Source organism: Acinetobacter sp. CE-15, assembly GCF_051059255.1.
GTDB classification, from domain to species: Bacteria; Pseudomonadota; Gammaproteobacteria; order Pseudomonadales; family Moraxellaceae; genus Acinetobacter; species Acinetobacter guillouiae.
On the sequence record NZ_CP192737.1, the window covers coordinates 2,985,726 to 3,005,069 of the forward strand.

16 protein-coding genes are annotated in these 19,344 nt (G+C 40.3%); 12 read left to right on the forward strand and 4 right to left on the reverse strand.

Going from position 1 to position 19,344, the window contains the following annotated elements:
• A complete protein-coding gene (locus tag ACQ7EO_RS13810; RefSeq protein ID WP_434277689.1) occupies positions 1-123 on the forward strand; it encodes a DUF2474 domain-containing protein in 123 nt (40 codons plus the stop codon).
• A gap of 556 nt (positions 124-679) precedes the next feature.
• Here the strand turns inward: ACQ7EO_RS13810 and ACQ7EO_RS13815 are convergent.
• Positions 680-1,945, reverse strand: coding sequence for an OprD family outer membrane porin (locus ACQ7EO_RS13815; protein WP_434277691.1), 1,266 nt, complete (start codon positions 1,943-1,945; stop codon positions 680-682).
• A 558-nt stretch (positions 1,946-2,503) separates the two neighbouring features.
• Here ACQ7EO_RS13815 and catA point away from each other — a divergent pair.
• The 4 genes from catA (at position 2,504) to ACQ7EO_RS13835 (ending at position 7,856) form a co-directional block, all read left to right on the forward strand.
• Positions 2,504-3,448: a catechol 1,2-dioxygenase gene (catA, locus tag ACQ7EO_RS13820; protein WP_004721555.1), complete on the forward strand. Its 945-nt coding sequence runs from the start codon at positions 2,504-2,506 to the stop codon at positions 3,446-3,448.
• A gap of 85 nt (positions 3,449-3,533) precedes the next feature.
• Positions 3,534-4,790, forward strand: a complete 1,257-nt coding sequence (locus ACQ7EO_RS13825) for a GTPase (protein ID WP_434277693.1) — start codon at positions 3,534-3,536, stop codon at positions 4,788-4,790.
• Positions 4,790-6,352 carry a dynamin family protein gene (locus tag ACQ7EO_RS13830; RefSeq protein ID WP_434277695.1) on the forward strand — a complete coding sequence of 521 codons (1,563 nt, stop codon included), beginning with the start codon at positions 4,790-4,792 and terminating at the stop codon, positions 6,350-6,352. Before ACQ7EO_RS13825 ends, ACQ7EO_RS13830 begins: the two co-directional genes overlap by 1 nt.
• Before the next feature lie 259 nt (positions 6,353-6,611).
• Entirely contained in the window at positions 6,612-7,856 is a 1,245-nt protein-coding gene (locus ACQ7EO_RS13835; RefSeq protein WP_244012863.1) for a transposase, read from the forward strand.
• Between the two features lie 72 nt (positions 7,857-7,928).
• Here the strand turns inward: ACQ7EO_RS13835 and catM are convergent, their stop codons facing one another.
• Positions 7,929-8,846 (reverse strand): cis,cis-muconate-binding transcription regulator CatM, encoded by a 918-nt coding sequence (gene catM, locus ACQ7EO_RS13840; RefSeq protein WP_034617960.1) that lies wholly within the window; start codon positions 8,844-8,846, stop codon positions 7,929-7,931.
• A gap of 118 nt (positions 8,847-8,964) precedes the next feature.
• Here catM and ACQ7EO_RS13845 point away from each other — a divergent pair, with 118 nt between their 5' ends.
• The 7 genes from ACQ7EO_RS13845 to ACQ7EO_RS13875 all read left to right on the forward strand — a co-directional run bounded on the left by ACQ7EO_RS13845 (position 8,965) and on the right by ACQ7EO_RS13875 (position 16,745).
• Positions 8,965-10,074: a muconate/chloromuconate family cycloisomerase gene (locus tag ACQ7EO_RS13845; RefSeq protein WP_434277697.1), complete on the forward strand. Its 1,110-nt coding sequence runs from the start codon at positions 8,965-8,967 to the stop codon at positions 10,072-10,074.
• A gap of 14 nt (positions 10,075-10,088) precedes the next feature.
• Complete coding sequence (gene catC, locus ACQ7EO_RS13850; RefSeq protein ID WP_004820442.1) at positions 10,089-10,379, forward strand: muconolactone Delta-isomerase; 291 nt, start codon at positions 10,089-10,091, stop codon at positions 10,377-10,379.
• Between the two features lie 136 nt (positions 10,380-10,515).
• Positions 10,516-11,199: a 3-oxoacid CoA-transferase subunit A gene (locus ACQ7EO_RS13855; RefSeq protein WP_434277698.1), complete on the forward strand. Its 684-nt coding sequence runs from the start codon at positions 10,516-10,518 to the stop codon at positions 11,197-11,199.
• A 2-nt stretch (positions 11,200-11,201) separates the two neighbouring features.
• Positions 11,202-11,855 (forward strand): 3-oxoacid CoA-transferase subunit B, encoded by a 654-nt coding sequence (locus ACQ7EO_RS13860; protein WP_154131082.1) that lies wholly within the window; start codon positions 11,202-11,204, stop codon positions 11,853-11,855.
• A gap of 90 nt (positions 11,856-11,945) precedes the next feature.
• Positions 11,946-13,160, forward strand: coding sequence for a 3-oxoadipyl-CoA thiolase (gene pcaF / locus ACQ7EO_RS13865; RefSeq protein WP_434277699.1), 1,215 nt, complete (start codon positions 11,946-11,948; stop codon positions 13,158-13,160).
• Positions 13,161-13,170: 10 nt separating this feature from the next.
• On the forward strand, positions 13,171-13,968 hold the full coding sequence (gene pcaD / locus ACQ7EO_RS13870; RefSeq protein ID WP_434277701.1) for a 3-oxoadipate enol-lactonase: 798 nt from the start codon (positions 13,171-13,173) through the stop codon (positions 13,966-13,968).
• Positions 13,969-14,255: 287 nt separating this feature from the next.
• Entirely contained in the window at positions 14,256-16,745 is a 2,490-nt protein-coding gene (locus ACQ7EO_RS13875) for a penicillin acylase family protein (protein ID WP_434277703.1), read from the forward strand.
• A 68-nt stretch (positions 16,746-16,813) separates the two neighbouring features.
• On the opposite strand, the gene ACQ7EO_RS13880 is transcribed toward ACQ7EO_RS13875, so the two are convergent.
• Together ACQ7EO_RS13880 and ACQ7EO_RS13885 are read right to left on the reverse strand one after the other, a co-directional pair.
• Positions 16,814-17,743: a SphA family protein gene (locus ACQ7EO_RS13880; protein WP_434277704.1), complete on the reverse strand. Its 930-nt coding sequence runs from the start codon at positions 17,741-17,743 to the stop codon at positions 16,814-16,816.
• A 103-nt stretch (positions 17,744-17,846) separates the two neighbouring features.
• On the reverse strand, positions 17,847-19,337 hold the full coding sequence (locus ACQ7EO_RS13885) for an aldehyde dehydrogenase family protein (protein ID WP_434277705.1): 1,491 nt from the start codon (positions 19,335-19,337) through the stop codon (positions 17,847-17,849).
• Positions 19,338-19,344: the final 7 nt, after the last annotated feature.

Below are 19,344 nucleotides of genomic sequence, written 5' to 3' on the forward strand. Positions count from 1 at the left end.
ATGAACAAATACACCAAACAACTCAACCCTGCAACATGGTTTATTTTGTTGTGGTGTTTCGGTTTTGCAGCATTGGCTTTAATTGCGGGTTTGTTTAGATTAATGCTTAGTTTTGCCTATTAGGCATATACCTGTTGATGATCTGACTAGCGAAGAAAGGATAAGTATTTAACTATGCTTATCCTTATTTATAGCCAAACCACCTAAATATTTATACAACTGATTTGCATCAAGTCATTGATCAGAAATGAAGCTTAAGTATTTGTATAAACTTTTAGAAACTGCTGGTTATCAATTCACTTTTTGTGCTTTTGAAGCATAGATACTTATCCTATCGTGGGGCGACAAGGATGTCGCCGTTGAGCGGGGGTATAGGATGTACCCCTCGCTCAATAAAAGATTTTTGTCCCTTTTTATCTCTAAAAAGGGAGGCATCGCCTACGCAAAGATATTTAAACTTTGAATGTAAGGTGTAGCATTGCAAGCTTTTTAGAATCAAACAATTTATTTTCTCCATACAATTGATTTAATTAAAAATGTTAATTAAGAGAAATTATATTCTTGTGTCTCAGTTTTTACAGGTTAACTATACTTGGACGCTTAAATGTCCTGACTACTAAAGATGATGCCCCTTATTTTTAATAGAGGGCATCACTCGATTTATCGGATTGAGCAAAAATTAGAATTTAAAGGTATAGGTTGTGATAAAACGATTTTCCACAAAATCTTTGCCTGGCATGTTTCCAACACCATATTTAATATTGGCATCAATATAGCGCCATTCCACTCCAAGCCCCTTTAACCGTCCTTCTGGAACAGTATAGTTTACAATCAAATTTTTCTCGGTTTCTTTATTATCCTTAAAGCCAGCCCGATAAATGTCACTACCATTTAAATAACGCAAGGTCAGTTTCAAGCCCGGTACGCCATGATCTTTAAAGTCATAACTATATAAGGCATGCCAAGTAAACTCTTTCGCTTTATAAAAAGCAATTGCAGACCAAGTCTGTAAATATCCTTGCGGAACATAACCATTTAAAAGTGGAATATTGTCCTCACCCATATGCTTTTGCACACCCGCTAAAAAGGTATTTGGGCCATGCTGTGCACTCGCTTGTAATCCTAGAGATTGAACATCGATGTTTCCAAAATAAGCATCGCCATCCTCTTTATAATTAAAATAGCGCGCATCTACTTTTAGCTTAGTCTCATTGACTTTTTCTGTATAAACCGCATTGAAATAGTGTTGTTGATAAATATCTTCCAACTGACCAAACCAGTATGAACCAGTGAAGTTTGGGGTAAACTTATAGTCTAATCCGATAAAATTTAAACCATCACTTCTTTTGTTGGGATCTGTGGAGTTGCCCAAAGTGAATTTTCTATATTCATCATCATCTCGGGCATTGACATGGGTAAAACGACCTGCGGACAGTTTTAAATTTTGAATGTCTTGGCTTTCTAACATTACCCCAGCATAGGTCGTCACCAATTGTCGAGAATCATCAATAAATAAAACTGGTGTTTTTGGAAAAAGCTCCCCCATTTTCAGCTCTGTATTTTGATATTTAAGTTTTAAGGTGGCACCTAATTTTAAATAATCCCGTGCTTGTTGGGCTTCACTTTTGTCATATTTAAAAACGGTATCTAAACGTTCATCATAACGATTATTTAAACGTAGGGCATATTGAAAACCAAAATCCAAACCGACTTGTAGCGCAGTGTCGCTATAACCCGATTCAAAGCGCCCAGATGCCGCCTGCGACCAACTGCCGAGGTCATGTTTGGTATCTTCGTAGTCACGTTCATTATAGAAATTGCGTAAATAAATACTGGTGTTACTCTCTTCTAAAAACTCGGCATAAGCAGCATCTATACTCAGACATCCAAACAGCGTATAAAGTGCAACTCGTTGAGTTCTATAAAGCAGATCTAGCTTTAACATGGGAAATCCTTTCCTGAATCTTTGAAATTCTTGTTGTGTAAGTTCTAGGGTGTTCTTTGTCTTATCCTCCAGACAAAACTTTTGCACTTCCTTAAAATATAAATAAATTCAAAACGATATAATTAAGGGAATACATCAGCACTACCCATTATCAGAATTATTAATGTAATTTTCCATGTATAATGTGGTATATGTTTATACCTTTTCAGTCATACCACTGCTATTTTAAACCTAGATAAACAATTTTTTGCTGTATAAAACCCCATATTAAGATATTGAAAAATAAATATTTTTTACTGTTTTTTAATGATCTAACAACATTGTTATTTTCAAGCTATAGCATGACAGCATCACAGTTTTATCATTTGAGCGGGTTAAATATACCTTTTAAGTATTTAAAGATACCGAATTCAGTCTAGATAAGGGGATTACATTCAATTAAGGTATATAGAAGGATTTATGAACCAAGCAAGATTAGGAATGATGCTGGCTCAACGCACAACATATCTTAAAAGATATGACGCAAGCCAGCATTATGGCAAGATTAAGGAGATAGCCATGACAGCCAATAATATTAGAATTTTCGAAACGGAAGAAGTACAGAATTTCATTAACCTACTCAGCGGACTTGAGCAAGACGGTGGAAATCCTCGTACTAAGCAAATCATTCATCGGGTGGTTTCTGACTTATTTAAGACCATTGAAGATTTAGAGATTTCTTCTGACGAATATTGGGCTGCAATTGCATATTTAAACCAGCTAGGTACCAGTCATGAAGCAGGCTTACTTTCTCCTGGTTTAGGCTTTGACCACTTCCTTGATATGCGTATGGATGCAATTGATGCCGCTTTGGGTATTGAGAACCCAACCCCGCGTACCATTGAAGGCCCACTTTATGTCGCAGGTGCACCTGTTGCCCAAGGTTTTGCTCGTATGGATGATGGCAGTGATCCAAATGGTCATACCCTGATTTTGCACGGTACAATTTATGCTGCAGATGGTCAACCACTGCCAAATGCACAAGTTGAAATATGGCATGCCAATACCAAAGGTTTCTATTCACACTTTGACCCAACTGGCGAACAACAGCCTTTTAACATGCGCCGTACCATTATGACAGATGCTCAAGGTCAATACCGTGTACAAACGATTCTGCCTGCAGGTTATGGCTGTCCACCAGAAGGCCCAACTCAACAATTGTTAAATCAATTAGGCCGTCATGGTAATCGTCCTGCACATATTCATTTCTTTGTATCTGCAGATGGTCATCGCAAACTCACCACGCAAATTAACGTTGCTGGCGACCCGTACACCTATGATGACTTCGCCTACGCAACACGTGAAGGCCTTGTTGTTGACGCAATCGAACATACAGATGCAGCAGCGATCCAAGCCAACGGAGTTGAAGGTCCATTTGCCGAAATGGTATTTGACCTCAGACTTAGCCGTCTTGTAGATGGTGTTGATAACCATGTGGTTGACCGCCCTCGCCTACAAGCTTAATTCAGCTAAAAGTCATTTTGTGAATCTTGAAATCAGGCGAGCTGTAACGGTTTAGCCTGATTTATTTTATGGAAAAGATATTTAGATGGATATTCATACTTTTGATGCAGCAAGCAATACTATTTTAGCCGTTGTACCTGAAGATGCGAAAGCTCTGGCTCGACTGCGCGCCATTCTACAGGCAGGTCAATTTCCGACGGTTACAGTGATTGGCAAATATAATCATGGTAAAAGCCGACTGTTAAATGAGCTTATTGGTCAAGATATTTTCTCAGTTGCGGATAAACGAGAAACGGTAGCCCTCTCCGAACATCTGCAACATCAAATCCGCTGGTTAGATGCACCAGGTTTGGATGCTGATGTGGCGACAATCGATGATCAACTTGCTCAAGATGCGATGTGGAATAAAGCAGATATTCGCCTAATGGTGCATTCGGTACGTGAAGGTGAGTTTGATCCTTATGAATTACATTTATTCCAGCAATTCGAGCAAGATGCAAAGCAAACCCAACGTCAAAGCTTACTGCTGCTTACTCAAATTGACCAGATTCCAGATCAAGCCGTTTTAGCACAGATTATTGATAGCATTCAAAATCAAGCACCAAATGCAACGATACGACCTGTATCAGCTACACGGCACCGTCAAGGTATCGAAAATTCCAAACCCGTACTGGTACAACGCAGTGGTATCCCCGAACTACAACACACACTTCATCGGATGCTTGAGCAAGTCCCCGCAATACGTCAATTTGAAAAAAAACAGATCATTGTTGATCTAAAAACGCGCTTATCCCAGCACCTAGAAACCATTCAAAGCAACATTCAGCAACTTACAACAAGCTTACAGCAGCAACGCCAAAATTTTGAGCGTGATCTCAATCAAATATTAGATAAAGTGCGTCAAGATTTACAACCGGTCCTACAGATCTCTGGGCAGGATAATTCGCTAGAACCAGATTCTTTTGCCAATATGTATAAAGTAACCGCGGGCAAACGTGATCGTAACCGTATTCAAGTGGCTTATTCTCGTGCCTGTATCGAAATCAATAGCCATCTGGTGCACTATGGTGTGGTGGGTTTACCCGATACGCAAAAAAGTAATGTCCGCAGTCTAGATACGGTCATGGTTGCGGTGATGGGTGTTTCAGTTAAACTGCGTAAGGATCTCAATCTTATTTTTGTCGAAGAATCAGGTCGTCAGCGTTTACGTGGTGAATTTGCCCATTATTTTGAATTGTCTTCTGATCGAATGCAGTTGCAACAACAATTACTTAATTTGCAGCAGCAACAGCAGCTCATCATACAAGCTCAACAAGCATCAACCACTTTGGAGCAGGTATAATGACCGTCCATGATTCGCATGATTCGATTCAGACGCTGATTGCGAGTAGCAAAGCTTTTGATCAGCATGAACAGGACATCATCCTGCATTTAAATAAGATGCACACTTGGCATCAGCAACTGGCGATCAATCTTAATAAACAACGTATCAATCCCATTGGACTGACATCATATAGTCAGATTGCCCAAGACATCGCCGTACTCAATTCGCAGCTTGAAAGCTATCTCAGCCATTGGGAAACACAATTAGAAACCCTACATGCTGCACAATCCATCGCAGATCATTTTGACGATAAGATTATTTTGCTAATTTTCGGAAAATTCAATGCGGGTAAAAGTTCATTCTGTAATGTATTGGCAGAGTGTTTTCACAGACGCCAGCAAAGCGTTGAATATTTTTATCTCGACTCAGGTCAAATTATCCATAGTCAGGAGCGTTTTAAAGAAGGTGCCACAGAAACCACCACACGCTTACAAGGGGTTTGTTTAGCAAACAACCTCATTTTATTGGATACCCCAGGACTTCATTCCGTTACGCCAGAAAATGCAGCATTAACCCAACGCTTTATGGATAGTGCGGATGGTGTCCTTTGGCTCAGTAGTTCCTCCTCACCCGGTCAAGTCAAAGAATTAGCGGCTTTGGGGCAGGAATTACGCCGACATAAACCGTTATTGCCAGTGCTTACACGCAGTGATTATTTTGAAGAAGATGAAGTCGATGGCGACATTTGCCAGATTCTATGCAATAAAACCTCTGACCAACGTTATCTGCAAGAAACCGATGTTCAAACCCGCGCTATTGACCAACTGATCGCAATGCAAGTTGATCCTGTACTGTTGCAATCGCCAATTTCAACCTCGTCTCAGATGTTAAAAAATGCGGATTTCAATGATCAGGCCATGCAAAATGCAGGTTTTAATCGTTTATTTGATGCACTTTTACATTTGATCCAACCTGCTCTGGCTTATAAACAGCGTAAACCTGCGGAAGCCTTGTTACATCATTTACAAGAGCAAATTCTAGCCCCCTTACAACTTAAAGTTGTGCCACAACTGCATCAATTACAGCAGCAGCTAAGCAATGCTATGAGCGCTTTGCTGCAACATAAACAGCAAATCATTACGCAAACATGGCGCAGTATGATTGCAACCCTGCCAAGCTTATTAGAGCAACATGCCGAGCAGCAAGCAGTGGATGAATTGTATAGTGCATTGACCCAACAGGCTCAACAGCTTCTATCACAACATATTGCAAATACTTTATCGGATTATCAACTGCAATATGCCCCTCTCAGTCCGTTACAGTTTGCTAAGCATCTGGCGTATGAAGTGATTCATGCTGATGATGCAACTGAGATCTTGGCCATTGGCCATGACCGTTTATATACTGAGATCTCACATAGTTTATGGCAAAAGCTTGATCTATATAGCGATGAAGTTACTGCACAATGCCAAGAACTGCTGAGCAATCTTCAAGAGCAAATTGCCATCATCCAGCAAGGCTTAATCAATGACGAACAGGAACTGCAATACATTGCGAATTCATTAAGAATGCAAGGATAAACACCGATAATGTCATTTTAAAATCAATATGTTAAAATCATGGTTTCAAATCATTAACTCAATAGGTCTCATTCATAAATCAAAAAATGATCATATTGAGTCAATTAGATTGGTATTAAAAGTCCCTTCTCCCATTGGGCATAGGTATCTACACAATTAAATCTATTTAAGTTAAATTGGAGAGCATGCTCTCCAATTTAACATTCCACACTTAGATAACCGATTAGTTAAACGCTACGGACGTCTTGTAAAACTTAATATGAATCCACTTGCTTCATTAGCTCCAGCGCTTAAAGATATTGCTTCTACCCAAAAGACTAGCTTTGCTACAACCCAAGCAGTTTGGCGTTTCTTAAATAACGAAAACGTTTCATTTCAACAACTCAATCAGCCTCTTCAAAAACTTGCGTTTGAACAAATCGCTCTATCGAATCACCACTATGCCTTAGTTGCTCATGATTGGTCTCAACTACAATATTTCAAACATAACAACAAGTTAAATAGATTCAAAAGAACACATGCAAGTGACAAAGGCTATGAATTACAAAGCAGTTTATTAATTGATGCTGAAACGGGTTTACCCATTGCACCATTAGATCAAACTTTATGTGATGCTACTGGACGTTATTCAACATTTACTGATGGGCATAAAATAAAAGAAACCCACTTAAATGCACTATGTGAACAAATCGAACATATTGAGTCTTTACCAATAGAAAAGAAACTCGTACATATTATTGATCGTGAAGGAGATTCAATTGCTCATCTTAGATTATTGAATCAACAAGAACATTTATTTCTTATTCGAGGTAAAGAAGGAAATCGTGTTGAATATCAAGGAGAAGATGTTAAGTTAAGGGAAGTGTCAGACCAAATACCAACTACACAAACCCATACAATTCAATATAAAGGGAATTGCGAACAACTCTATGTTGGTGAAACTCAAATCAGTATTACGCGTAATGCAAGACCAATGCAGAAAGACGAAACGGGAAAAAGAGTTCCACCACAAAAGGGAAAGTCATTAACCGTTCGACTGATTGTAGTTGAAGTTAAAAATAAGCAAGGAAAATCACTTTCTCGTTGGAGCTTATTAAGTAATGTATCATCAGAAATTCCAAGTATAGAATTGGCAACTTGGTATTATTGGCGTTGGAAAATAGAAAACTATTTTAAGTTGTTAAAACAGGCGGGCCATGACATTGAGTCATGGCTACAAACAACTCCACAAGCGATATTAAGACGACTCCTAATTGCAAGTATGGCATGTGTATTAACTTGGCGAATACAGCGAGAAAATGATGAGAAAAATTCAAGAGTTAGAGTCTTTCTAACACGTCTATCAGGAAGGCAACAAAAAAGAGGAACAAGGGAAAGTGCTCCTGCAATTTTGGCTGGTCTGTCAATATTACTGAATACACTACAATTATTATCTGAACATTCGGTGGATGACCTTAAGCTGATTGCTGAAATTGCATTAGAGTCTCTACAAAAAGATGTGTAGATACCAATGCCCATTGGGAGAAGGCGAGGATGAGGGGATTTTAGGTTGATCTCAGCGCAGACATATACTCGATTAATCCCCATCGAGTTGAAGTGGAATCCCTTCTTCTTCAAAGACTTGTCGAATACATTCTAAAATCTTAGGCAAATAAGGACTTTGATCCATATTTCTCACGGCTAATGAAATAGGACTATAGGCCTCTATATCCAAAATCGGAATATAGACCAGATTTTTCATGCCTATTTCACTGGCGCTTTCAGGAATAATGCATATCCCTTCCCCTGACGACACCAAACCCAAAGCCATATGGATTTCTCGAACTTCAACCATATCTTTCGGTACCAAGCCTAATTCGGTAAAAATAGATTGAATCAAGGTTGAAAAATTAGGCTTTTGTGTGGCTGGATAAGAAAAAATAGGTTCATTGATAATTTGCGATAAATAAATACCTTTATCGATATAACTGGTTAAATGATGATTTTTATGCGCGGCTAATTTTAATTTCTCTTTGTACAATAAAATGCGCTTAATCGATGGATCACTAATTCTTAAACGGCCAAAGCCTAAATCTATTTTACCGAGTTTGAGTGCTTCAATTTGATCCTTGGTACTATATTCAATCAGCTCAACCTGAATATCAGGGTTATTTTGACGAAATAAATAAATTACCTGAGGCAATAACGCATACAGCAATGAACTGACATAACCAATACGGACAATTGTATTCATTGAACTAATACGCTTCGCCATTGAGGTGGCTTGCGCAGTATGAGTCAAAATTTGTACCGCATGTTGGTAAAAGAATTGCCCTGCTTCTGTTGTTCTTACTGGACGTGTGCCACGCTCAAATAAAAGAATACCGAGTTCTTCTTCTAACTTTTGAATCTGACGGCTCAATGGCGGTTGAGCAATACATAATTTTTCTGCAGCTTTGGTAATACTCTGCTCTTCGACCACCGTAACGAAATAACGAAGATATCTTAATTCCATCTCTCTAAATCCCTTTTATATACCTTTTAAGTATCTAAAAATACCAAAATCGGCCTAGTTAAAGATATTACATTAAATTAGGGTATATAAATAGATTGATACTTAAGAAATAACCACGATGTACAAGTCCATAGAAACGCTGTTAATCGAAATTCCAACGATACGTCCTCACAAGATGGCCGTTGCGACAATGCAAACCCAAACCTTGGTCCTGATTAAAATCACGACTGAAGATGGTTTAATTGGCTGGGGTGAAGCGACCACAATTGGCGGTTTAGGTTATGGCGAAGAAAGCCCTGAAAGTGTAAAAACCAATATCGAAACCTATTTTGCGCCATTGTTAAAAACACTGTCTGGTGCCAATATTGCCCAAACAATGCAAGTGATCCATCGTAATATCAACGGTAATCGTTTTGCGAAATGTGCTGTTCAAACTGCATTATTAGATATTCAAGCACAACGTTTAGGTCAACCCCTGAGTGAAATTTTAGGCGGTCGCTTACGTGACAGTATTCCTGTGCTTTGGGTTTTGGCATCGGGTAATACTGAAAAAGACATTGCCGAAGCAGAAAAAATGATTGCGTTAAAACGTCACAATGTCTTTAAGTTAAAAATCGGTTCACGTCCTGTTGAACAAGATGTTGAACATGTATTGGCAATCAAAAAAGCCTTGGGCGCAGACATCTCAATTCGTGTAGACGTTAACCGTGCTTGGTCTGAACTGAATGCAATTAAAGGGATTCAAATGCTTCAAGATGGTGGCGTTGACCTGATTGAACAGCCTTGTGCAATACATAATATTGATGCTATGCAACGTCTTAGCCGTAAGTTTGATATCGCGATCATGGCAGATGAGTCGTTAACAGGTCCACAAAGTGCTTATAACTTGGCAAAAACCAATGCAGCCTCAGTTTTTGCGGTAAAAGTTGCGCAATCTGGTGGTCTGATTGAAGCATGCGAAGTCGGTAAAATTGCCAATCTGGCAGGTATTGATCTTTATGGTGGCACTATGCTTGAAGGTCCTGTTGGAACAATTGCCTCAGCACATGCCTTCTCTACATTTAGCAATCTCGCAGCGGGAACTGAATTATTTGGCCCACTGCTACTGACTGAAGAAATTTTAAAAACACCGCTTCAATATGGCAATTTTGAGCTCAAAATTCCAACTGGTCCGGGCCTCGGCATTGAACCAGATGAAGACAAAATCGACAACCTACGTCGTCAATAATTCAAGGAGCTGACATGCTTTTCCAAGTACGAATGGATGTGCACATCCCCCTCGATATGCCCGTCGAAAAAGCCAATGAAATTAAAGCAATTGAAAAGGCTTATTCACAAGATTTACAACGTCAAGGCAAATGGCGTCATATCTGGCGTATTACAGGCCAATACTCAAACACCAGTATTTTTGATGTAGAGAGCAATGAAGAACTCCACAATATTTTACAGGGATTGCCTTTATATCCTTATATGAATATCGAAGTGACTGCCTTAAACCGTCATCCGTCTTCAATTCGAGAAGATGACCATTAAGCAGCGGGTGTAAATTCATTGACCAAATAACTGTGAGATAAGTTCTTTCTCACAGTTTTTTAAGTTTCTATACATGTCTATCTTTGCTAATGCGGTATGTATAGAAATTTAAAAACATGGATAAAAGGTTCGTCTTATGATTGATAAAAGTAAGCTCTCGTTGTCTGAGGTTCTGTCACACATCAAAGATGGTGCAACCATTATGATTGGTGGCTTTGGAACAGCAGGACAGCCCGCAGAGCTGATCGATGGGCTGATTGAACTTGGCGTTAAAGATCTGGTGATTGTCAATAACAATGCAGGCAATGGCGATTACGGTCTGGCTAAACTGCTTAAATCGGGTGCAGTCCGTAAAATCATTTGTTCTTTCCCACGTCAGTCTGACTCTTGGGTATTTGACGAACTCTATCATGCGGGCAAGATCGAACTGGAACTGGTTCCTCAAGGTAATCTCGCGTGTCGTATTCAAGCTGCTGGAATGGGTTTAGGTGCAGTATTTACCCCAACAGGCTTTGGCACCTTATTGGCAGATGGTAAAGAAACCCGTCATATCGATGGCAAAGACTACGTGCTTGAATATCCAATTAAAGCAGACTTTGCACTGATTAAAGCACATCAAGGCGACCGTTGGGGCAACTTGGTTTATAACAAATCAGCACGTAACTTTGGTCCAATCATGGCGATGGCTGCAGATGTCACCATTGCACAGGTTTCAGAGGTGGTTGAATTGGGTCAACTTGATCCTGAGCATATTATTACCCCAGGGATTTTTGTTCAGCATGTGGTTGCAGTTGATGCAACCAATGGTAATGGAGAATAACAATGAGCTACCAAAAACTAAGCCGTGACCAAATTGCTGAACGTGTTGCCCAAGATATTCCCGATGGTGCTTATGTCAATTTAGGCATTGGTTTACCGACCAAGATTTCAAAATATCTGCCAACAGACAAAGATGTATTTCTACATTCTGAAAATGGTTTATTGGCTTTTGGTCCCCCACCCGCCAAAGGTGAAGAAGATCCTGAGCTGATTAATGCTGGCAAAGAATATGTGACCATGCTAACGGGTGGCTCATTTTTCCATCATGGTGATTCCTTTGCCATGATGCGTGGTGGACATCTGGATATTGCTGTATTGGGTGCATTCCAAGTGGCAGCCAATGGCGATCTTGCCAACTGGCATACCGGTGCGCCAGATGCGATTCCTGCGGTGGGTGGTGCAATGGATTTGGCTGTAGGGGCCAAGAAAGTCTTTATCACCACCGATCATGTGACCAAGCAAGGTGAACCTAAGATTGTTGAAGAACTGACTTATCCAGTAACAGGTAAACATTGTGTTGATCGTATTTATACTGACTTATGCGTGATTGATGTGACCGCAGATGGCTTAAAAGTGCTTGAAAAAGTTGCAGGTCTGAGCTTTGAAGAGTTACAGGCTTTGACGGGTGCTCAATTGATTGATGCGACACAGGGATAATAAATCTCCCCTAACCCCTCTTTAAAAAAGAGGGGAACTCCTCCCTTTAATAAAGGGAGGCTGGGAGGGATTTTAGATAAAGGAGAACACATGAAAAACGCTTACATCATAGATGCCATCCGTACCCCATTTGGTCGTTATGCTGGTGGTCTTGCACCAGTCCGTGCAGATGATCTCGGTGCTATTCCAATTCAAGCATTGATACAACGTAATCCAACGGTAGATTGGCAGCAAGTCGATGATGTGATTTATGGCTGTGCCAATCAGGCCGGTGAAGACAATCGTAATGTCGGGCGTATGTCAGCATTATTGGCAGGTGTGCCCTATCAAGTGCCAGCGACCACTGTCAACCGTTTATGTGGTTCGTCACTGGATGCGATTGCCATGGCAGCTCGCGCCATCAAAGCCAATGAAGCAGATTTAATTATTGCGGGTGGTGTAGAAAGCATGAGCCGTGCGCCCTATGTGATGGGCAAGTCGGACAGCGCTTTTGGACGTAGTCAAAAGATCGAAGACACCACCATGGGCTGGCGCTTTATCAATCCAAAACTCAAAGAATTGTATGGTGTGGACAGCATGCCACAAACTGCTGAAAACGTAGCAGAACAATTCAATATTAACCGTGCGGATCAAGATCAGTTTGCGCTAAACAGCCAACAACGTACTGCGGCAGCACAAGCTCAAGGCTTTTTCAAAAATGAGATTGTGCCTGTCACTATTCCACAGCGTAAAGGTGATGCTGTGCTTGTGGATACAGATGAACATCCACGTGCATCAACCACTTTAGCCGCTCTGACAAAACTTAAAGGTGTGGTCAAAGCTGATGGTACGGTCACGGCGGGAAATGCGTCTGGGATTAATGATGGTGCAGCAGCATTATTGATCGCCTCAGATGAAGCCGTAGAAAAATACCAATTAAAACCACGTGGCAAAATTATTGCAGCAACCACAGTGGGTGTTGAACCAAGAATTATGGGCTTTGCACCAGCGCCTGCAATCAAGAAACTGCTTAAACAAGCTGATCTTAGTTTAGCGCAAATGGATGTGATTGAACTAAATGAAGCCTTTGCTGCCCAAGCTTTGGCGGTAACCCGTGATTTAGGTTTGGCAGATGATGATGCACGTGTCAATCCTAATGGTGGGGCGATTGCTTTAGGTCATCCTTTGGGTGCATCAGGTGCCAGACTGGTGACGACTGCCTTAAATCAACTTGAACAAATCAAGGGTGAATATGCCTTATGTTCAATGTGTATTGGGGTGGGACAAGGTATCGCGCTCATTATTCAACGTGTTGATCAAAATTAAGGAACGAGCAATGCCAACTTTTCAATCAGCGGATGCACAAATTAATTATCAAAGTTTTGGAAACCCTAACTCCCCTGCACTGGTCTTTTCAAATTCCTTAGGGACCAACTATGGCATGTGGCAAAAGCAGTTCAATTATTTTAAAGAACGTTTTTTTGTCATTTGCTATGACACCCGTGGACATGGTTCTTCATCTGCGCCACAAGGTCCTTATACCTTGCCCCAATTGGCTGAAGATGTGATTCGATTACTGGATCATTTAAATATTGAAAAAGCCAGTTTCTGTGGCATTTCTATGGGGGGATTAACAGGTCAATGGTTAGCCATCCATTATCCACAACGATTTAATGCTGTTGTTATCAGCAATACCGCAGCAAAAATTGGACAAGAACAAGCATGGCTAGATCGTGCTCAACTAGTCCGAGAACAAGGTTTAACCAACATCGCAGCAAGCGCTGCATCACGTTGGTTTACAGATCCCTTTATCCAAAGTCATCCTGCAATTGTCAATAATCTGTGTAACGACTTAAGTGCTGGCAGCGCAATAGGTTATGCCAATTGTTGTGAGGCTTTGGCTAAAGCGGATGTCCGCAATCAACTCAAAGATATCACGATTCCAGTTTTGGTCATTGCAGGAACGCAAGACCCTGTAACTACAGTTGCAGATGGGCAATTTATGCAACAGCACATTCCACAATCCCAACTTGTGGAAATTCAAGCATCGCATATTTCAAATATTGAATGTCCTGAAGCTTTCAATGCTGCACTTGAAAAATTTCTCTCAGCAATTTTTGCGACTGAACTTTGACACTTTATCTTTGCCACTTAATTTTTGAAGCAGCATAAAGGGATAGAACATATCCCTTTATTTTTTGGCATTTCATCAAGACTTGATAAAGCATATTTAAAATAAAATGATGAGATAAATTAAGCCTCTTTATTTAAAAGTATAAATATATACCCACAAAGTAATAGAAAATTACATATAAAAATAACAATCATTTTATTTAATCAGGACCTGCATATCGATAAATCTGTTGTTTTTAGAAAACATCTAAAAGCATTTCTTTCCCAACACTCTATTTCTCAACAATAATGAAAAGGATATTTCAATTGAAAAAAAGCCCCTCAAATAATCAACTGAGCGATAAACACCACTTAATCAAATTAGGTGTTTTAAGTTGTTTATTGCTTGCAGGATGTAGTTCATCCTCTCGTTTAGAATCAAACCCAGTGCAAAAACAGGTCACGATTCAACGTGACAATTTTGGCACACCGCATGTCTATGCCAAGGATACTTATGGTCTTTTTTATGGCTATGCTTATGCAGTCGCAACTGATCGTTTATTTCAAATGGAAATGTCAAAACGTACAGGTTTAGGCACTGTTGCTGAAGTGCTCGGTCCTGACTATCTACAGTATGATATTGCAACCCATAGTCGTTTTAATCCTGAACAGATTAAACAACAAATTGCCCGACTTTCTCCTGAAGATCGTGCCATTTTCGATGGTTATGCTGCTGGTTTTAATAAGCGTGTCCAAGAGGTTTTGGCCAATCCAGAGCTGATGCCTAAAGAGTTTATTGATTACGATTTTAAACCATCAACATGGCAGCCAGAAGATATCGCAATGGTCTGGGTCGGCTTAATTCTCAATCGCTTTTTTTCAGCCAGTTCAGAAGTCTCAAATTTAGATTTACTGACTCAACTACAAAAAGAAAAAGGTCCAGAAACAGGATTAAAAGTTTATCAGCAATTACGTTGGTTAGATGATCCGAGTGCTCCTACAATTATTCAATCTAAAGCAAAACCACAAGTTTCAGCACGTCAGCAACACATGTTAAAAGGTATAGCGCCTATCTCTGACCAAGCAGCCAAAAACTATTTAGCTCAAGCACGTATAGCATTGGGTAAAAGTGTGGTTGATGGCGTCCCTACAGCCAGTAATGCTTGGGTGGTCACAGGAGATAAAACGGTAGAAGGCCAAACGGTTTTATATAATGGCCCTCAACAAGGCTGGTACACGCCTGCAATTACTTATGCGGTTGGGTTACATGGTGCTGGCTACAATCTCACTGGGATTACCCCTGTCGGTCTACCTGCTATTTTATTTGGAACCAATGGAAAAATTGCTTGGGGTTCAACTGTCGGTTCGCTTGATACCAATGACGTCTATCAACTTAGCTTAAATCCGAGCGATCCAAAACAGTATCGTTATCAAGGCAGTTATATTCCCTTTGAACATCAACAGATCAAGATTAAAGTCCGTAATCAGCCAGACCACGTTTTAGATGTGTATCAAAGTAAACAAGGCTTTGTCAGCACATGGGATGAAAAAAATCATACCGCCTATGCACAAAAACGTAGCTGGGAAGGTGTAGAGATTGAAACTTTATTGGGTTGGGCCAATGCAGCAAAAGCGAGCAACTGGCAAGAATTCCTAGATCAAGCCAAACGTGTCGCGGCTTCGATTACATGGTTTTATGCAGATACCCAAAATAATATTGGTGTCGCTGCATTGGGTCGTTTACCGATCCGTCCTGAAAACCAGCATATTCAACTGCCTGCTCAAGGTGATGGCTCAATGGAATGGCAGGGTTTCTATGATTTCTCACACAATCCCAAAGCCTATAACCCTGAAAAAGGCTATATTAGCAGTTGGAACAATAAAGCTTATGCGGATTTACGTTCCGATTCCTCCAACTTCTCTCATGTTGACCGTGTCAATGAACTGATTGAACCCCTAGAAAGTAAAGTAAAATTAAGCCAACAAGACATTTGGGATATCAATAAAATGGGCGCTTGGTCGGATCTGAATGCGCGTTATTTTATTCCCTATATGGTCAAAGCTGCACAAAGCCCGAACGCCTCACCTCTGGCAAAGAAAGTTGCACCAATATTGGAGAGTTGGGACTTCAAACTTCGTCCTGACAGTGAGGCTAAATTCTATCAAGGCGCAGCACCTGTCATTATGCGTACATGGCTCAATCAGATGATTGAATTGGTGCTTAAACCAAATTTATCCGAAAATATTTATGCACGTTACACAGATACCTTTTACCCAGTAAATAATGACCCACGGAGTACACAACCTGCCAATGCATCCAAACTAATCTGGAATGCACTGCAAGGCAAACAAGCCAGCGTTGTTCAAACCGTTGATTTCTTAAAAGGACAATCAGCAGATGATGTGGTGTTAACTGCCTTAGAAAACACCTTAATTCAGCTTTCAACACAATATCATTCAGACCAACCCAATGATTGGAAAATTCCTGTTGCCACAATGGGATTTTCCAACAAAAACTCAGTGGGTATTCCATGGGCTGATCAGGCGCATCAACAACAGCTGAGCACCTATGGGAATACAGGGAGTGCAACCTTTAGAGTGGTACTTAATCCCAATCAAGTCAGCATGTGTTCAATTCTTGCACCTGGTCAAAGTGGATTTATTCATCGCAATGGAAAGACTGATGCACACTTTGCCGATCAGCTGCCATTATTTGAGAACTATCAATGTAAGGATGATGCGGTAAGCCAAAAGCAAATTGATCAAGCAACACAGCAAAGTATGACTTTAACTTATTAATTTTTACTCGAAACAGCCCAATATATGCATATAGTGGGCTGTTTCGATTTTAAAGCTTGTTCAATCCATCATTTATGAAAATGATGTACATACCGGAAAATCATGCTGGTTCCTTGTGGTCGATTTTCTGCATCTTGTTCAAAATAAGCATTTGCAACAAGATGGTCATGGGGAGAAAAACTATACATCGCCCCTGGACCGATCGCCCAGACCTGTTCACGTCGTCCTTTGACATTTTCACCATCCACCTGTGTATCGGTGATTTGATTGAGCCAATATCCATTTATTCCTAACCGAAGCCGTGGTGTGATTGCATAACTACTTTCAAAGTTGGCATGTAATGCTTGCCCAGCCTGTATGTCTTCAGCATTCCCAAAACTATAATTTGGATCATTATTCTTAAAGTTATAAAGATAGTGTAGACGTGTCGAAAGCGTCCATTTGGGATTCAGCCAATAGGTTGCAGCCCAGTATGGATCAAGTGACACTGCATTGGCACCAGGGTTTATATCCTTATTATGATCATATTCACCTGTAGGTAAATTGATTTGAAATTCAAAACGATGGGAAAACTTAGGCCCGTCTTGCCCCATCACTGGATCAAATTGGATAAAAGGGCCGATAATAATGTCGCCCAATCCCCTATTTGCTTTAATGGCTTGATTATTGAGGCCATCATCCACATCTACATGTGCCAGCACAGGAATCACCATATTTAAGCCAAGATTACCACTGCCCAATTTGATATCTGACATATAACTGATTTGCTGAACAATCGATTGATAATCAATCTCTGACTTAGGGAGTGCGATCTTGTTGCCATGCGTATCACGAATACTATCCGCGCGATAATTCTGAAAATAGGTTTGTGCATACCAACCACTACCTGCTGGAACTGCACCATCTACAAAACTCGATAGACCTAAATTCACAGTTGGCAGATCACTGGCAAAGCTTGTATGCGTAATAAAAATAAGACCCAGTATTTTCTTATTCATCATCAATATCCTTATTGTTGAGGCAAAATCCTCCTACAGGTAGCAATTCATACTGCTACCTTTTTCTAACTGGATTTGCCTGTTTAAATAATATTGTGCATTTTTAATAGCGGATCATCACTGACTTTAATTCAGTGTAATCCTCAATAAATGCGTCTGAAAATTCACGACCTAGACCAGATGCTTTGACACCACCAAAAGGAACAGCAGGATCAAGGAACGTGTGCATATTCACCCAGACTGAGCCTGCTTCAATTTGTGGAATGAGCCGCAAAGCTTTCGCTAAATCATTGGTCCATATACTTGCAGTTAAACCAAAACGAGAATGATTCACCATTGAAATTAACTCTTCATCACTTTCAAAAGCAATCACATCCACCACAGGTCCAAATGTTTCCTCAATAAATAAAGGATCATCAATACCCCGCACTGTTAATAAAGTTGGCTCTACAAAATAGCCTGTTCCTGCAATGACTTTACCACCACAAATGATTTGATTATTTTGATGAGCAAGATCCAGATAATGTTTAACCTTCTCAAAATGTGGCTTATTTGAAAGTGGACCAAACATAGAGGATTCATCCAGTGGTGAACCTATTTTAAATTGTTGAAGAGCTACGGCTGCTTTTTGAATAAACTCTTCATATTTAGAGCGATGCACAAAAAAACGTTCTGGTGCTGCACACACTTGACCTTGATGAACAAAACTGGCTTGTAAAAGTGTTGGTAAAATTTCATCGATTTGAGTATCTGCTAAAATCGCAGCTGCATTTTTTCCGCCTAGTTCTAAGCTGACACGGGTTAAATCGTTATGCATCGCTTGTTTGCCAATCGCAATTCCTGTAGGTACAGAACCTGTAAACGAGACTTTTTTAATCTTTTTTGAGTCAATTAAATATTGGCCAGTTTCTCCTGTGCCTGTGACAATATTAATCACACCTGCGGGGATGCCTGCTTCTATTGCAAGCTCGGCTAAACGTAATAATGAAAGTGTTGTGAACTCACTAGGTTTAAGCACGATTGTACAACCCGTTGTCAATGCCGAACCAATCTTCCAACATCCGATCATCAAGGAAAAATTCCACGGCACGATCCCTGCCACAACCCCAACAGGTTGACGCACCGTATAAGCTGTATATTTTTCACCATTGGCTGAGGGAATAGAAGGTTGCATGGTTTGACCATGAATCTTGGTGGCCCAACCAGCAAAATATCTTAAAAACACGACAGTCTGAGCAACTTCTAAGTGTCGAGAAAGATTAATCAACTTGCCTGTAGTCAAAGTTTCTAGTTGTGCTAATTCCTCCGCATGCTGTTCAACCAGATCAGCAAGCTTATTCAACTTTTGCCCACGTTCGTAAGGTGATGTATTGGCCCAAGCATTTAGAAAAGCATCTTGCGCACTGTTTACAGCGGCCTCAACATCGGGTTTAGTCCCAATTGCAATACTTGAAACAGGCTGTTCCGTTGCAGGGTTAATCAGCTCAATTCGAGTCCGCGTATCATCGACTTCAATATGTTGGCCATGAATAAAATGACCGTGTTGACGTTGCAAAAAAGTTTGGACACTCGCTAAAATTTGTACTTGGTTCATCTTATTA

Excerpts from the sequence above, each read along its gene's own strand:
- ACQ7EO_RS13810 (WP_434277689.1), top strand. The coding sequence starts at position 1 with ATGAACAAATACACCAAACAACTCAACCCTGCAACATGGTTTATTTTG.
- ACQ7EO_RS13815 (WP_434277691.1), bottom strand. The coding sequence starts at position 1,945 with ATGTTAAAGCTAGATCTGCTTTATAGAACTCAACGAGTTGCACTTTAT.
- catA (WP_004721555.1), top strand. The coding sequence starts at position 2,504 with ATGACAGCCAATAATATTAGAATTTTCGAAACGGAAGAAGTACAGAAT.
- ACQ7EO_RS13825 (WP_434277693.1), top strand. The coding sequence starts at position 3,534 with ATGGATATTCATACTTTTGATGCAGCAAGCAATACTATTTTAGCCGTT.
- ACQ7EO_RS13830 (WP_434277695.1), top strand. The coding sequence starts at position 4,790 with ATGACCGTCCATGATTCGCATGATTCGATTCAGACGCTGATTGCGAGT.
- ACQ7EO_RS13835 (WP_244012863.1), top strand. The coding sequence starts at position 6,612 with ATGAATCCACTTGCTTCATTAGCTCCAGCGCTTAAAGATATTGCTTCT.
- catM (WP_034617960.1), bottom strand. The coding sequence starts at position 8,846 with ATGGAATTAAGATATCTTCGTTATTTCGTTACGGTGGTCGAAGAGCAG.
- ACQ7EO_RS13845 (WP_434277697.1), top strand. The coding sequence starts at position 8,965 with ATGTACAAGTCCATAGAAACGCTGTTAATCGAAATTCCAACGATACGT.
- catC (WP_004820442.1), top strand. The coding sequence starts at position 10,089 with ATGCTTTTCCAAGTACGAATGGATGTGCACATCCCCCTCGATATGCCC.
- ACQ7EO_RS13855 (WP_434277698.1), top strand. The coding sequence starts at position 10,516 with ATGATTGATAAAAGTAAGCTCTCGTTGTCTGAGGTTCTGTCACACATC.
- ACQ7EO_RS13860 (WP_154131082.1), top strand. The coding sequence starts at position 11,202 with ATGAGCTACCAAAAACTAAGCCGTGACCAAATTGCTGAACGTGTTGCC.
- pcaF (WP_434277699.1), top strand. The coding sequence starts at position 11,946 with ATGAAAAACGCTTACATCATAGATGCCATCCGTACCCCATTTGGTCGT.
- pcaD (WP_434277701.1), top strand. The coding sequence starts at position 13,171 with ATGCCAACTTTTCAATCAGCGGATGCACAAATTAATTATCAAAGTTTT.
- ACQ7EO_RS13875 (WP_434277703.1), top strand. The coding sequence starts at position 14,256 with ATGAAAAGGATATTTCAATTGAAAAAAAGCCCCTCAAATAATCAACTG.
- ACQ7EO_RS13880 (WP_434277704.1), bottom strand. The coding sequence starts at position 17,743 with ATGAATAAGAAAATACTGGGTCTTATTTTTATTACGCATACAAGCTTT.
- ACQ7EO_RS13885 (WP_434277705.1), bottom strand. The coding sequence starts at position 19,337 with ATGAACCAAGTACAAATTTTAGCGAGTGTCCAAACTTTTTTGCAACGT.